This window comes from Pseudomonas sp. RC10-4-2 (genome assembly GCF_050433085.1).
GTDB classification, from domain to species: Bacteria; Pseudomonadota; Gammaproteobacteria; order Pseudomonadales; family Pseudomonadaceae; genus Pseudomonas; species Pseudomonas aeruginosa.
In genome coordinates this window covers 493,099-506,743 of record NZ_JBNPXX010000004.1, presented here as the reverse complement: position 1 = coordinate 506,743, position 13,645 = coordinate 493,099, and the positions used below count along the sequence as shown (strand labels likewise).

Sequence of the window (13,645 nt, the reverse complement as noted above, 5' to 3'; positions counted from 1 at the left end):
CCTGGCAAACAGCCAGGGGGCGAGGCGGGATTGGCAGGATCCGTGGGATCGACGTCATTCGGCCGCGCTCGCCCTGCCCTACGCTGTTCCCATCGAAAACCACCGCAGACCGAGGAGCCCGCCATGAGCGACGTCCGTCCCCCGCTTCCCCCCTTCACCGCCGAAACCGCCGCGCAGAAGGTCCGCGCCGCCGAGGACGGCTGGAACAGCCGCGACCCGCAGCGCGTCTCGCTGGCCTACAGTCCCGACAGCGTCTGGCGCAATCGCTCGACCTTCGTCCGCGGCCGCGAGCGGATCGTCGAATTCCTCAGCGGCAAGTGGCAGCGCGAGCAGGAGTACCGGCTGATCAAGGAACTCTGGGCGTTTACCGGCAACCGCATCGCCGTGCGCTTCGCCTATGAATGGCACGACGACTCGGGCAACTGGTTCCGCTCCTACGGCAACGAGAACTGGGCGTTCGACGAGCAGGGATTGATGTACGAACGTCACGCCAGCATCAACGACCTGCCGATCCGCGAGGACCAGCGGCTGTTCCGCTGGCCGCTGGGGCGCCGGCCGGACAACCATCCGTCGCTCGGCGAACTCGGCCTCTGAACCCGCGCCGGCAGGGGCGCGCGCACTCCCCGTTGCCGGCCCCGGGCGGCCAGCGCCTGTTCCATCCGCGACATTGCCCTCCGTCGTTGCGGTCGCACGCTTGACGCTTTCGGCACGACCCTGGTCGTTTTCGGGCCGGGTCGCGTCGGGCCCCGACGATATGCTGCCCCCAAAGCGTCGGCACAAGTCCCGGCGCGCCCAGCCTGAAAGGGGTATGCCAGATGAGCCCAGCCGAATTGCACGCCGACAGCATCGTCATCGACGGTCTGATCATCGCCAAGTGGAACCGCGAACTGTTCGAGGACATGCGCAAGGGCGGCCTGACCGCCGCCAATTGCACCGTATCGGTATGGGAAGGCTTCCAGGCGACGGTGAACAATATCGTCGCCAGCAACAAGCTGATCCGCGACAACAGCGACCTGGTGATCCCGGTGCGCAGCACCGCGGACATCCGCAAGGCCAAGGAGCAGGGCAAGACCGGCATCCTCTACGGCTTCCAGAATGCCCACGCATTCGAGGACCAGATCGGCTACGTCGAGGTGTTCAAGCAGCTCGGCGTGGGCATCGTGCAGATGTGCTACAACACCCAGAACCTGGTCGGCACCGGCTGCTACGAGCGTGACGGCGGGCTCTCCGGCTTCGGTCGGGAGATCGTCGCGGAGATGAACCGGGTCGGCATCATGTGCGACCTCTCCCACGTCGGCAGCAAGACTTCCGAAGAGGTCATCCTCGAATCGAAGAAGCCGGTCTGCTACTCCCACTGCCTGCCGTCCGGCCTCAAGGAACACCCGCGCAACAAGTCCGACGAGGAGCTGAAGTTCATCGCCGATCATGGCGGCTTCGTCGGTGTGACCATGTTCGCGCCGTTCCTCAAGAAAGGCATCGACTCGACCATCGACGACTACGCCGAGGCCATCGAGTACGTGATGAACATCGTCGGCGAGGACGCCATCGGCATCGGCACCGATTTCACCCAGGGCCACGGCCACGACTTCTTCGAGTGGCTGACCCACGACAAGGGCTACGCCCGGCGCCTGACCAACTTCGGCAAGATCGTCAACCCGCTGGGCATCCGCACCGTCGGCGAATTCCCCAACCTCACCGAGACCCTGCTCGAGCGCGGCATGCCCGAGCGCGTGGTGCGCAAGGTGATGGGCGAGAACTGGGTAAGGGTCCTGCGCGACGTCTGGGGCGAGTAACTCCCGGCCCACTCCCGACTCGTCGCCTCTTCCTCCAGGGAGGGGCATTGCATCGCACCCATCTTCCCTCTCCCCGCCTCTCTCCCTGAAGGGAGAGAGGGAGTCAAAAGAATCGGAGCTTACACCATGGCCAAACATGCCCCCCAACTGCCCATCGAGGTCGACAGCGAGACCGGCGTCTGGACCACCGACGCCCTGCCGATGCTCTACGTACCGCGACATTTCTTCGTCAACAACCACATGGGCATCGAGGAAGTGCTGGGCGCCGACGCCTACGCCGAGATCCTCTACAAGGCCGGCTACAAGTCCGCCTGGCACTGGTGCGAGAAGGAAGCCGAATGTCACGGCCTGGAGGGCGTGGCGGTGTTCGAGCACTACATGAAGCGCCTGTCCCAGCGCGGCTGGGGCCTGTTCGAGATCGAGCGGATCAACCTCGAGGAAGGCACCGCCGAGGTCCGCCTGCGGCACTCCGCCTTCGTCTACGTCTACGGCAAGGTCAATCGCAAGGTCGATTACATGTTCACCGGCTGGTTCGCCGGCGCCATGGACCAGATCCTCGCCGCCCGTGGCAGCAGCCTGCGCACCGTGGCCGAACAGGTCTACAGCGGCGCCGAGGACGGTCACGAAGACGGCCTGTTCGTCGTCAAACCCCTGTAAGCCGAGGAAAGGGTCATGGCCTTCGAAGCAATGTTCCAGCCGATCCAGATCGGCAAGCTGACCATCCGCAACCGCGTGCTCTCCACCGCCCACGCCGAGGTCTACGCCACCGACGGCGGGATGACCACCGAGCGCTACGTGAAGTACTACGAGGAAAAGGCCAAGGGCGGCATCGGCCTGGCCATCTGTGGCGGCTCCTCGGTGGTCGCCATCGACAGCCCGCAGCAGTGGTGGAGTTCGGTGAACCTGTCCACCGACCGGATCATCCCGCACTTCCAGAACCTGGCGGACGCCATGCACAAGCACGGCGCCAAGATCATGATCCAGATTACCCACATGGGGCGCCGTTCGCGCTGGGACGGCTACCACTGGCCGACCCTGATGTCGCCGTCGGGTATCCGCGAGCCGGTGCACCGCGCCACCTGCAAGACCATCGAGGTGGAGGAGATCTGGCGGGTCATCGGCAACTACGCGCAGGCCGCCCGCCGCGCCAAGGAAGGCGGCCTGGACGGCGTCGAGCTGTCCGCCGTGCACCAGCACATGATCGACCAGTTCTGGAGCCCACGGGTCAACAAGCGCACCGACGAATGGGGCGGTAGCTTCGAGGGGCGCATGAAGTTCGGCCTCGAGGTGCTCAAGGCGGTGCGCGCCGAGGTCGGCGAGGACTTCTGCGTCGGCATGCGCATCTGCGGCGACGAGTTCCACCCGGACGGCCTGTCCCACGAGGACATGAAGCAGATCGCCAAGTACTACAGCGATACCGGCATGCTCGACTTCATCGGCGTGGTCGGCTCCGGCTGCGACACCCACAATACCCTGGCCAACGTCATCCCCAACATGACCTTCCCGCCGGAGCCGTTCCTGCACCTGGCGGCCGGCATCAAGGAAGTGGTCGACGTGCCGGTGCTACACGCGCAGAACATCAAGGACCCGAACCAGGCCACGCGCATCCTCGAAGGCGGCTACGTGGACATGGTCGGCATGACTCGCGCGCACATCGCCGACCCGCACCTGATCGCCAAGATCAAGATGGGCCAGGTCGACCAGATCAAGCAGTGCGTCGGCGCCAACTACTGCATCGACCGCCAGTACCAGGGCCTGGACGTGCTGTGCATCCAGAACGCCGCGACCTCCCGCGAATACATGGGCGTGCCGCACATCATCGAGAAGTCCGCCGGACCGAAGCGCAAGGTGGTGGTGGTCGGCGGCGGGCCGGCCGGGATGGAAGCGGCCCGCGTGGCGGCCGAGCGTGGCCACGACGTGACCCTGTTCGAGAAGAAGGAGCAGCTCGGCGGCCAGATCACCACCGCCGCCAAGGCGCCGCAACGCGACCAGATCGCCGGCATCACCCGTTGGTACCAGCTGGAGCTGGCGCGCCTGGGCATCGACCTGCGCCTGGGCACCGCGGCCGACCCCGAGACCATCCTCGACCTGCGCCCGGACGTGGTGGTGCTGGCCAACGGCGGACATCCGTTCCTCGAGCAGAACGAACACTGGGGCGCCGCCGAAGGCCTGGTGGTGAGCAGCTGGGACGTGCTCGACGGCACGGTCGAGCCAGGCAAGAACGTGCTGGTCTACGACACCATCTGCGAGTTCAGCGGCATGTCGGTGGCGGACTTCCTCGCCGACAAGGGCGCCCAGGTGGAGATCGTCACCGACGACATCAAGCCGGGCGTGGCCATCGGCGGCACCACCTTCCCCACCTACTACCGCAGCATGTATCCCAAGGAAGTGATCATGACCGGCGACCTCATGCTGGAGAAGGTCTACCGCGAGGGCGACAAGCTGGTGGCGGTGCTGGAGAACGAATACACCGGCGCGCGGGAAGAGCGGGTGGTCGACCAGGTGGTGGTGGAAAACGGCGTGCGCCCCGACGAGAGCCTCTACTACGCGCTCAAGCAGGGCTCGCGGAACAAGGGCCAGATCGACGTCGAGGCGCTGTTCGCGATCCAGCCGCAGCCCTGCCTCAGCCAGTCCGGAGAAGGCTACCTGCTGTTCCGCATCGGCGACTGCGTGGCCCAGCGCAACACCCATGCGGCGATCTATGACGCGCTGCGCTTGTGCAAGGATTTCTAAGACACGCCTCGTGGCATCCGACCGGCACGGCCGGCCCCCCTCTCCCGCAAGCGGGAGAGGAGGCCGATCCAGCGCCGCCTGACGTCCCGCAGGGAGACCAGAAATGCTCGACACCCTCCTCCCCGTCCTGCTCTTCGCCGCCCTGGCACTTGCCGTGCTCGGCGCCGCGAAGCGCTTCCTCATGTGGCGCCGCGGCCGACCCGCCAAGGTCGACTGGATCGGCGGCCTCATGCAGATGCCGCGTCGCTACCTGGTGGACCTGCACCATGTGGTAGAGCGCGACAGGTACATGTCCAGGACCCACGTCGCCACCGCCGGCGGCTTCGTCCTGGCGGCGCTGCTGGCGATCCTGGTACACGGTTTCGGGCTGCACGGCCGGATCCTCGGCTTCGCCCTGCTGGCGGCCACGGCGCTGATGTTCGTCGGCGCGCTGTTCGTCGCCCGCCGCCGCCTCGACCCACCGTCGCGGCTGTCGAAGGGCCCCTGGATGCGCCTGCCGAAGAGCCTGCTGGCGTTCGCCGCGAGCTTCTTCCTCGCCACCCTGCCGGTGGCCGGGATCCTGCCGGAAGGCTTCGGCGGCTGGTTCCTCGCCGGCCTCCTCGCCATTGGCGTGGCCTGGGGCGTGTCCGAGCTGTTCCTCGGCATGACCTGGGGCGGGCCGATGAAGCACGCCTTCGCCGGTGCCCTGCACCTGGCCTGGCACCGCCGCGCCGAACGCTTCGGCGGCGGCCGCTCCACCGGCCTCAAGGCGCTCGACCTGGCCGATCCGCAGGCGCCGCTGGGCGTGGAAAAGCCCAGCGACTTCACCTGGAACCAGTTGCTCGGGTTCGACGCCTGCGTGCAGTGCGGCAAGTGCGAGGCGATGTGCCCGGCGTTCGCCGCCGGCCAGCCGCTGAACCCGAAGAAGCTGATCCAGGACATGGTCATCGGCCTGGCCGGAGGCAACGACGCGAAGTTCGCCGGCAGCCCCTATCCAGGCAAACCGCTGGGCGAGCACGGCGGCGGCCCGCACCAGCCGATCGTCGCGCTGGATGGCAAGGCCCTGGTCGACGCCGACACCCTGTGGTCCTGCACCACCTGCCGGGCCTGCGTCGAGGAGTGCCCGATGATGATCGAGCACGTCGACGCCATCGTCGACATGCGCCGCCACCTGACCCTGGAGAAAGGCGCCACACCGAACAAGGGCGCCGAGGTGCTGGACAACCTGATCGCCACCGACAACCCCGGCGGCTTCGCCCCCGGCGGCCGGTTGAACTGGGCGGCCGACCTGAACCTGCCGCTGATGAGCGAGAAGAAGAGCGCCGACGTGCTGTTCTGGGTCGGCGATGGCGCCTTCGACATGCGCAACCAGCGCACCCTGCGCGCCTTCGTGAAGATCCTCAAGGCGGCCGCGGTGGACTTCGCCGTGCTCGGCCTGGAGGAGCGCGACAGCGGCGACGTGGCGCGCCGGCTGGGCGACGAGGCGACCTTCCAGAACCTGGCCAGGCGCAATATCGCGACCCTGGCGAAATACCGCTTCACCCGCATCGTCAGCTGCGACCCGCACAGCTTCCATGTGCTGAAGAACGAATACGGCGCCCTCGGCGGCGACTACCAGGTACTGCACCACAGCACCTTCATCGACGAACTGCTGCGCGCCGGCACGCTGCAACCGGGCCGCAGCAAGGCCGGCAGCGTCACCTACCACGACCCCTGCTACCTGGGCCGCTACAACGGCGAGTACGAGGCGCCGCGCAACGTGCTGCGCGCACTCGGCATCGAGGTCAAGGAAATGCAACGCTCCGGCTTCCGCTCGCGCTGTTGCGGCGGCGGTGGCGGCGCGCCGATCACCGACATCCCCGGCAAGCAACGGATTCCCGACATGCGCATGGCCGACATCCGCGAGACCGGCGCCGAGCTGGTGGCCGTCGGCTGCCCGCAGTGCACCGCGATGCTCGAAGGCGTAGTGGCGCCGCGGCCGGAGATCAAGGACATCGCCGAGCTGGTAGCGGAAGCGCTGATAGAACAGGCGGAAGCGCCGGCAAAAAAGCCGTTGCGGCGTGAAGCCGTGGCGGAGGTGCATTGATGAGAGTGTCGAGCTTCACATCGAACCCGCTGCTAACCGGGGTAGCACGGATAGCGGCCTCTCCCTCCAGGGAGGGGGCCGCAGGATCGGGTAGCCGCAGCCACAGGAAGCATTCCGCATGAACGATATCGTCCGTCGCGATCCACGCGCCGAATGGATCGCCCGCAACCGCCTGCATCCGCTGCATGCGGCCATGCAGTCCGCCCAAGGCGGCGAGGTGCGCTGGATGGGCCCCCACGGCGTGATCCGCAAGAACCCGCACGCCGTCGGCTTCCTCGGCCCCAACGGCATCCGCCGCATCGATCGCTCCGGCGGCCAGCAGGGCAGCGGCGTGCGCCGCGCCAGCGTAGCGCAGGAAGCGCAGTTGCTGCTGCATGTGGTCGAGCAACCGGCATTCCTCGTCGCGGTGGTCCCGGACATGGTCGGCGGCCGTCTCTCCAGCCACGACAAGGACCTCCTCGGACTGGCCCGCAAGCTCGCCGGCAACGACGGCGCGGTGCTCGCCGTGGTGTTCGGCGAACACAAGGAAAGCGCCTTCGACAGCGCCGGCGTCGACCGCCTGCTGCACCTCTCCGGCGGCGAGTACGACGGCTACGCGCCCGAGCAGCGAATACTCGCCCTGCGCAACCTGGAGAACCAGCTCGCCCCGCGCCACTGGCTGTTCCCGGACAGTCGCAACGGCGGCGGCGAACTGGGCCGGCGCCTGGCCGCCGCGCTCGGCGAGCGGCCGGCCGGTCGCGTCTGGCAGGTCGAGGACGGCCGCTGCATCGGCCGCGCCGGCGCCGGCCGCGAGGACATCCAGCGCGCCCTGCCGCGCCTGCTGCTGGCCGCGGCGGAATGCGCCGAGCCGGTCAGCGAGACCCGCCATGAGGTTCGCGAACTGCACATGGCCGAGCAGGTGGCGCGCAACCTGCCACGCATCGAGGACCTCGGCCCGGTGGCCGTGGACCCGGCGCGGATTCCCATGGCCGAGGCCGAATTCATTCTCTCCGGCGGCAACGGCGTGCAGGACTGGACGCTGTTCCACCAGGCCGCCGCCGTCCTCGGCGCCACCGAGGGCGCCTCGCGGGTGGCGGTGGACGACGGGCACATGCCGCGCAACCGCCAGGTCGGCGCCACCGGTACCTGGGTCACCGCGCGGGTCTACCTGGCGGTGGGCATCTCCGGGGCGATCCAGCACCTGCAGGGCATAGGCGCCTGCGACAAGGTGGTGGCGGTGAACCGCGACGCCGGCTGCGACATGATCAAGCGCGCCGATCTCTCGGTGATCGGCGACTCGACGGAAATCCTCCGCGCGCTGATCCGCCTGGCCGAGGCACACCGCAACGGCGCCGCCCGCGATGCGGCCTGAACCCGCTTCCACGTACCTTTCATCGGTATCGAACCATGACTGAGCTGAACATCGTCGCGCTGGTCTCCATCGGCGCCCATCCCGCCTCCGGACGCCCGCGCCGTGCCGAACAGGACGCCCGCGCGGTGGAACTCGGCCTGCGCCTGAGCGGCCCACGCCTACAGGTGCTGCACGCCGGCGACCCGCACGCCGAGGCGCTGCGCGGCTATCTCGGCATGGGCCTGGAACGCTTGTCCGTGCTGGAACAGCCGGCCGGCGCCGACGCCCTGCCCGCACTGGCCGAGCACCTGCGCGACTCCCGCGCGCAACTGGTGCTCACCGGCAGCCAGGCGGAAACCGGGGAAGGCTCCGGGATGCTGCCCTTCCTCCTCGCCGAGCGCCTGGGCTGGCCACTGGTGGTCGGCCTGGCCGAGGTCGAGAAGGTCGAAGACGGCAGCGCTCAGGTCCTCCAGGCTCTGCCTCGCGGCCAGCGACGCCGACTGCGGGTACGCCTGCCGTTCGTCGCCAGCGTCGACAATGCCGCGCCGGTGGCCCGGCAGAGCGCCTTCGGCCCGGCTAGGCGTGGCGAGATCGAGGCCCATGAGGTGGAGGTGGTCGACGACCCGCTGCTCGCCGAAGACAGCCTGCAACCGGCCCGGCCGCGACCGAAGCGGCTCAAGGTAATCAAGGCGAAGACCGGCGCCGAGCGAATGAAAGCCGCCACCGCCAAGGCCTCCGGCGGTACCGGGCAGGTACTCAAGGATCTTTCGGCGGAAGCCGGCGCCGAAGCCATCTTCAAGCTCCTGCGCGAGGAAGGCGTGATCCGCTGAAGCGGGTCAGAACGCACTGTGCGCCAGATCACAAGTTATGACGTGGTGACGATAAATTATTGTATTACGATAATTTATTCCCTAGTTTCGCCATCCAGACGCGAAACACACAGGGGAACCCGGCATGGCGCTGTCCACGCATCTCAGCAACCACAAGCTCTATCTGCTCGGCATGCTCTGCGCCATCCTGGCCTGGGGCATGGCCTGCATCGAACTCGGAGCGAACACCCACCTCTGGTTCTCCGGCCTCAGCGAGCAGGGCTACCTGCAGGCCTGGAGCGATGAAATGCCGCGCCTGGCCAGCGACGGCTTCGTCCTGTCCTGGAGCAGCCGGGCGCTGCTGATGCTGCTGGACTACCTGCCGACCCTGCTTTCCGCGTTCGGCCTGGCGCTCACCGGCCTGTTCTTCCGCCGCCTGGCCAAGGGCGAACGCTGGTCGCAGCGCAACGCCAGGACCCTGGTGCACATCGGCCTGCTGTCCTTCCTGGCACTCTTGCTCCAGCCATTTATCAATACGCTGCAAGGTCTTGTACTATCTCTCGACCTGCCCGACGGCGAGCGTGTCCTGAGCGTTTCGATAGGACTCACTTCCGAAGCGGCCTACGAGTTTCTCAAGGCGATCTTTCTCTGCTCGTTCGGCCTGATGATGAGCGAAGCCAGGAAACTGGACGAAGAAGTAAGAGCCTTCATATGACGACCTCATGATCATCATCCGACTAGACGTCATCCTGGCGAAGAACAAGGTCCGCTCCAAGGAGCTGGCGGAAGCCATCGGTATCACCGAACAGAACCTGTCCCTGCTGAAGAACGGCAAGGTCAAGGGCATCCGCCTCGACACCCTGGAGAAGATCTGCGCCTTCCTGGACTGCCAGCCGGGCGACATCCTGGAATACGTCGCGGACGACTGATCCCCGCTCCACCCTTTCCCAACCAGAAACCATGAACAGACACCTGAACCTCTCGGGCGTTGCGCTCGCGCTCGCCCTGATCTCGGGCTGCGGCCCCTCCGTCCGCTACCAGTACGTGATGCCGCCGAGCGAAGCGGGACGCACCTGCGTCGCCCAGTGCCGCACGCAACAGAGCCAGTGCGAAAGCCTCGCGCGCCTGGAATGGCAGAACGAAAACCGCCTGCGCGAAGCGGAACGGCGCAGCTACCACTATTGCAGCCAGGGCAAGAGCAAGAAGCAGGCGCGCAAGGAATGCCTGGCGCCAGGCTATTCCTCCTCGTTCGGCTACAACGGCTTCGGCGGCTCCGGCAACTTCAACTGCAGTTCCGACTACGACCGCTGCTTCACCGACATCTGCGGCGGCACCATCCGCCGCATCGTCGAGCAACCTCAATGATCGGAGTATCCCCATGAGCCGACGCCTCTTCCCTCTCCTGCCGTTCCTGTTCCTGGTCGGCTGCGCCCAGGGCTATCCCTCCTTCTCCGGCATCCTTCCGGACGTCCGCGTCAGCGGCGACGAACGCAGCTACGCCGAGCGCGCCGAAGACTGCCTGAAACGGCGCAACTGCCCGCCGGCCACCGATCGCGATCCCTTCGTCGCCGACCCCGGGCACTACTCGCTGGGCGGCAGCTTTCACTGGTGAAGCCGGGTGCCGAAGCCTGGCAACCGACCACGGACCTGGCTTCGGCAGGCGCTTTTCTTTATCCTGCGCGCCCTTTGAACGACTGGGACGAGATCATGCTGGAGAACACCCTGGAACGCCTGGAAACCCTGGTAGCCGAGCTGCTGCAACAGAACCAGGCCCTGCGCGACAGCCACGACCAGCTTCAGCAGCAGCTGCGCCAGGCCACCGAGGAAAACGAAACCCTGCAACTCTCCATGCTCGAGCAGGAAGAAAAGCAGAGCGGCACCCAGGCCCGCCTGGAAGCCCTGGTCGAGCGCCTCAGCGCGCAGCAACCGGTTAGCGCATGAGCCGCGACGGCGTCCAGGTCCTGTCGATCCTCGGCCGGGACTATTCGATCCGCGTGCCGGCCGGCGAGGAGAGGGCCCTAGCGGACGCCGCCGCGTTGCTGCAAGCGGAAGTGGACGCCAACAAGCGCAAGTTTCCCTACGTCACCAGCAACGAGCTGGTGGTGCTCTCCGCGCTCAATCTCTGCGCCCGCCAGCTCGGCGCGAACGACGGCGAGTCGCCGCGCCTGCGAGCGGTGGAGCAGCGCCTGGAAGCGCTGGTCGAGCGGATCGCCGGGGCATCCGGCTAGTCGCGCGCCTGCGGACTCGCCCAATACAGCTGCCGATGCCCGCGCGCCTGGTAGTCCTTGACCAGCGCGCAGGCCTCGTCGCGCGTCAGGTCGCGGCGCATGACGAAGGCATTGCCGTTGTCGTCCTGGCGCCACAGGCACCAGCGCGTTTCCTCCGCCGGCTTCGCCGCCACCGCGTCAGGCCTTCAGGGTCGAAGTCTTGCGCAAGCGCAGCGCGAGCATGACCAGCAACACGCCGAAGAACACCGCGTAGGCGCCGATCACCCAGACCACCGCCAGCGCCCCGGCGCCGGGGTTGGCGATCATCAGCACGCCGAACAGCACCGAGATGGCACCAGAGAGGATCATCCACCATTCGTTCTGGATCGACTTGCGCAGGCGGATCGCCGCGACGATCTGGAAGATGCCCATCGCCAGTGCCCAGCCGGCGATGATCAGGAGCAGGCCGATGGCGGTCAGTTGCGGCCAGAAGAACGCAACCAGGCCGGCCGCCACGCCGATCACCCCGACCAGCGCCAGCGGCCAGTTGAACTGCCCATCGCTGCGCATGTTGAACGCGGCGATCAGGGCGAACGCTCCGTCCACCAGCGCGTAGGCACCCCAGAACAGCACCAGCACGGTCAGCGCCAGGGCCGGCGAGAGCAGGGTCAGGACGCCGAACACCAGCGCCGCCACGCCGCGCAGGGCCACCAGTTTCCAGTGCTTGCCCAGTTCGGCCCACAGGGGATTGTTTTCCACGCTTGCCTCCAGAGGCCGCCCTTGAGCGGCCCGTTCAGGTTGAGTCCTCCCACCTTAGTCCTTTTGCCGGGAGGCTGTCAGGGGGCGGAGGCGGGAGGCAAGGCGTGCGCGCGGGCTCAGGGCCGGGACTTCTCCGGCGGCCGCTGGCGGCGCCAGCAGGCGAACAGGTTCCAGGCCAGCAGCAGGCTGACGAAAGCGGAACTGACGTAGAACAGCAGGTTGTCCATGACCTTTCCTCCGCAGCGGCGCCCCGCCAGGGGGCGCCTCATCCGGCTCAGCTGCCGGCCACCTTGCGCACGTGGGCGGACTCCTCGCCGAGGTTGTTCAGCATGCGCTCGCTGTACCAGTCGAGGAAATTGATCACACCGAACTCGTAGGTTTTCGAGTATGGACCAGGCTGGTAGGCGTCGGAGTTGATCCCGCGCTGGTTCTCCTCGGCCAGCCGACGATCCTGGTCGTTGGTCGCGTCCCATACCTCGCGCAGGCGCGCCACGTCGTAGTCGACGCCTTCCACCGCGTCCTTGTGCACCAGCCATTTGGTGGTGACCAGGGTTTCCTGGGCGCTGATCGGCCACACGGTGAAGACGATCAGGTGGTCGCCCATGCAGTGGTTCCAGGAGTGCGGCAGGTGCAGGATGCGCATCGAGCCGAGGTCGGGGTTCTTGATCCGGCCCATGAGCTTCTTGCTGCCCTGCTTGCCGTCCATGGTCATCGACACGGTGCCGTCCAGCAGCGGCATGCGCACGATGCGATTGCGCAGGCCGAAGCTGGCGTGGGCGTACGGGATCTTCTCGGCGTCCCAGGCGCTGGTGCAGGCCGCCACCTGGTCCTTGAACGCCTGGCTGGCGCGCGGGTCGGTGACGTCGTCCCACTCCAGCAGGGTCTTCAGCAGTTCCGGGTGGGAGCCGTTGCAGTGGTAGCACTCGCGGTTGTTCTCGATCACCAGCTTCCAGTTGGCGGCTTCGCGGATGGTGGTCTGCACCGCCACCTTGGCGTTCTCCATGTCGTACGGCTCCATGTAGTGCTCGAGCGTCGCCAGGAAGTCGTCGATGGCCGGCGGGTTCTCCGCCAGGCTGATGAAGATGTAGCCGCCGGCGGTCTTCACCTGGATCGGCTTCAGGCCGTACTCCTTCATGTCGAAGTCGGCGCCCATCTCGGTGCCGGCGAACAGCAGGCGGCCATCCAGCTCGTAGGTCCACTGGTGGTAGGGGCAGACCAGCTTGGCCACCTTGCCTTTCTCGCTCACGCACAGGCGCGAGCCGCGGTGCCGGCAGACATTGTGGAAAGCATGCACCTGGCCTTCGGCGCCACGGATCACCAGGACCGGGTTCTTGCCGATCTGCAGGGTGAGGAAATTGCCCTTGGCGGGAATCTCGCAGGTCATGCCGGCGATCAGCCATTCCTTGTGGAAGATCTCCTGCATGTCGATCTCGAACAGGCGCTGGTCGCAGTAGAAGGGCTGCGGCAGCGAGAAGCTGTGGTCGCGGCTGCGCAGCATGTCGGCGGTGGCCTTGCGGGCCGGTTCCAGGGGATCGCCGAGACTCAGGGTGGAAGTGACGTCCATCGGTAACTCCTCATGCCGCCCCCGCGCGGGTGGCGGCGGAAAAAGTGGCTGATACGGTTGCTACGCAAGGTGGCGTTCACAGCCTTCCTCATCCCGGCGCGGCGTCCGGAATCCCGCCCTGCCGATGGACGGGCCCCGCCGTGGCGGGAATGAAGGTCAGTCGCTCTACACGTCCGGGCTCTACCCTCCCGGGGTTCATGCAAACCCTCGTCTCGGCTGGTCTGGAGTGTGGGCCCGCGCCCGCCGCCGACCTTATCCATGGGCGACATGACCGCATCCGTTTCCGACGCTCCGGGCCGCGCCCCAGCAGGCAGGTCGCGATAAGCATGTAAATGTCGCTGGCAGGTAAATGAGCGGCCACGGCGATGCGCACAATCCGCCCCAT

General features: G+C 67.0%; 16 protein-coding genes. 13 read left to right on the top strand and 3 right to left on the bottom strand.

Annotated elements, in window-relative coordinates:
• Positions 1-123 precede the first annotated feature (123 nt).
• The 13 genes from FHW81_RS21135 (at position 124) to FHW81_RS21075 (ending at position 10,958) form a co-directional block, all read left to right on the top strand.
• Positions 124-594: a DUF1348 family protein gene (locus FHW81_RS21135; protein ID WP_003106041.1), complete on the top strand. Its 471-nt coding sequence runs from the start codon at positions 124-126 to the stop codon at positions 592-594.
• Positions 595-815: 221 nt separating this feature from the next.
• On the top strand, positions 816-1,793 hold the full coding sequence (locus tag FHW81_RS21130) for a dipeptidase (protein ID WP_003106042.1): 978 nt from the start codon (positions 816-818) through the stop codon (positions 1,791-1,793).
• A gap of 126 nt (positions 1,794-1,919) precedes the next feature.
• Entirely contained in the window at positions 1,920-2,450 is a 531-nt protein-coding gene (locus tag FHW81_RS21125) for a DUF5943 domain-containing protein (RefSeq protein ID WP_003107282.1), read from the top strand.
• Between the two features lie 15 nt (positions 2,451-2,465).
• A complete protein-coding gene (gene dgcA, locus FHW81_RS21120) occupies positions 2,466-4,526 on the top strand; it encodes a dimethylglycine demethylation protein DgcA (protein ID WP_003107280.1) in 2,061 nt (686 codons plus the stop codon).
• Positions 4,527-4,629: 103 nt separating this feature from the next.
• Complete coding sequence (dgcB, locus tag FHW81_RS21115) at positions 4,630-6,591, top strand: dimethylglycine demethylation protein DgcB (protein ID WP_003107277.1); 1,962 nt, start codon at positions 4,630-4,632, stop codon at positions 6,589-6,591.
• Between the two features lie 118 nt (positions 6,592-6,709).
• On the top strand, positions 6,710-7,942 hold the full coding sequence (locus tag FHW81_RS21110; protein ID WP_023090982.1) for an electron transfer flavoprotein subunit alpha/FixB family protein: 1,233 nt from the start codon (positions 6,710-6,712) through the stop codon (positions 7,940-7,942).
• 35 nt (positions 7,943-7,977) lie between these two features.
• On the top strand, positions 7,978-8,751 hold the full coding sequence (locus FHW81_RS21105) for an electron transfer flavoprotein subunit beta/FixA family protein (RefSeq protein ID WP_003105716.1): 774 nt from the start codon (positions 7,978-7,980) through the stop codon (positions 8,749-8,751).
• 124 nt (positions 8,752-8,875) lie between these two features.
• Complete coding sequence (locus FHW81_RS21100; RefSeq protein ID WP_003096751.1) at positions 8,876-9,445, top strand: hypothetical protein; 570 nt, start codon at positions 8,876-8,878, stop codon at positions 9,443-9,445.
• Positions 9,446-9,452: 7 nt separating this feature from the next.
• Positions 9,453-9,659 (top strand): helix-turn-helix domain-containing protein, encoded by a 207-nt coding sequence (locus FHW81_RS21095; RefSeq protein WP_003096753.1) that lies wholly within the window; start codon positions 9,453-9,455, stop codon positions 9,657-9,659.
• 31 nt (positions 9,660-9,690) lie between these two features.
• On the top strand, positions 9,691-10,095 hold the full coding sequence (locus FHW81_RS21090; RefSeq protein WP_003114450.1) for a hypothetical protein: 405 nt from the start codon (positions 9,691-9,693) through the stop codon (positions 10,093-10,095).
• Positions 10,096-10,108: 13 nt separating this feature from the next.
• The gene (locus FHW81_RS21085; RefSeq protein WP_003105712.1) at positions 10,109-10,342 is read left to right on the top strand and encodes a hypothetical protein; all 234 of its coding nucleotides are present in this window, start codon (positions 10,109-10,111) and stop codon (positions 10,340-10,342) included.
• A 95-nt stretch (positions 10,343-10,437) separates the two neighbouring features.
• Complete coding sequence (locus FHW81_RS21080) at positions 10,438-10,671, top strand: hypothetical protein (RefSeq protein ID WP_003105710.1); 234 nt, start codon at positions 10,438-10,440, stop codon at positions 10,669-10,671.
• On the top strand, positions 10,668-10,958 hold the full coding sequence (locus tag FHW81_RS21075) for a cell division protein ZapA (protein ID WP_003105708.1): 291 nt from the start codon (positions 10,668-10,670) through the stop codon (positions 10,956-10,958). Before FHW81_RS21080 ends, FHW81_RS21075 begins: the two co-directional genes overlap by 4 nt.
• Here the strand turns inward: FHW81_RS21075 and FHW81_RS21070 are convergent.
• The 3 genes from FHW81_RS21070 to gbcA form a co-directional block, all read right to left on the bottom strand.
• Entirely contained in the window at positions 10,955-11,131 is a 177-nt protein-coding gene (locus tag FHW81_RS21070; protein ID WP_003096763.1) for a hypothetical protein, read from the bottom strand. The two genes, FHW81_RS21075 and FHW81_RS21070, sit on opposite strands and share 4 nt — an antisense overlap.
• A 4-nt stretch (positions 11,132-11,135) precedes the next feature.
• Positions 11,136-11,696, bottom strand: a complete 561-nt coding sequence (locus FHW81_RS21065) for an HdeD family acid-resistance protein (protein WP_003096765.1) — start codon at positions 11,694-11,696, stop codon at positions 11,136-11,138.
• Between the two features lie 274 nt (positions 11,697-11,970).
• Positions 11,971-13,260, bottom strand: coding sequence for a glycine-betaine demethylase subunit GbcA (gbcA, locus tag FHW81_RS21060; RefSeq protein WP_003096766.1), 1,290 nt, complete (start codon positions 13,258-13,260; stop codon positions 11,971-11,973).
• Positions 13,261-13,645: the final 385 nt, after the last annotated feature.

Coding starts and splice junctions, on each gene's coding strand:
- FHW81_RS21135 (WP_003106041.1), top strand. CDS start 124: ATGAGCGACGTCCGTCCCCCGCTTCCCCCCTTCACCGCCGAAACCGCC.
- FHW81_RS21130 (WP_003106042.1), top strand. CDS start 816: ATGAGCCCAGCCGAATTGCACGCCGACAGCATCGTCATCGACGGTCTG.
- FHW81_RS21125 (WP_003107282.1), top strand. CDS start 1,920: ATGGCCAAACATGCCCCCCAACTGCCCATCGAGGTCGACAGCGAGACC.
- dgcA (WP_003107280.1), top strand. CDS start 2,466: ATGGCCTTCGAAGCAATGTTCCAGCCGATCCAGATCGGCAAGCTGACC.
- dgcB (WP_003107277.1), top strand. CDS start 4,630: ATGCTCGACACCCTCCTCCCCGTCCTGCTCTTCGCCGCCCTGGCACTT.
- FHW81_RS21110 (WP_023090982.1), top strand. CDS start 6,710: ATGAACGATATCGTCCGTCGCGATCCACGCGCCGAATGGATCGCCCGC.
- FHW81_RS21105 (WP_003105716.1), top strand. CDS start 7,978: ATGACTGAGCTGAACATCGTCGCGCTGGTCTCCATCGGCGCCCATCCC.
- FHW81_RS21100 (WP_003096751.1), top strand. CDS start 8,876: ATGGCGCTGTCCACGCATCTCAGCAACCACAAGCTCTATCTGCTCGGC.
- FHW81_RS21095 (WP_003096753.1), top strand. CDS start 9,453: ATGATCATCATCCGACTAGACGTCATCCTGGCGAAGAACAAGGTCCGC.
- FHW81_RS21090 (WP_003114450.1), top strand. CDS start 9,691: ATGAACAGACACCTGAACCTCTCGGGCGTTGCGCTCGCGCTCGCCCTG.
- FHW81_RS21085 (WP_003105712.1), top strand. CDS start 10,109: ATGAGCCGACGCCTCTTCCCTCTCCTGCCGTTCCTGTTCCTGGTCGGC.
- FHW81_RS21080 (WP_003105710.1), top strand. CDS start 10,438: ATGCTGGAGAACACCCTGGAACGCCTGGAAACCCTGGTAGCCGAGCTG.
- FHW81_RS21075 (WP_003105708.1), top strand. CDS start 10,668: ATGAGCCGCGACGGCGTCCAGGTCCTGTCGATCCTCGGCCGGGACTAT.
- gbcA (WP_003096766.1), bottom strand. CDS start 13,260: ATGGACGTCACTTCCACCCTGAGTCTCGGCGATCCCCTGGAACCGGCC.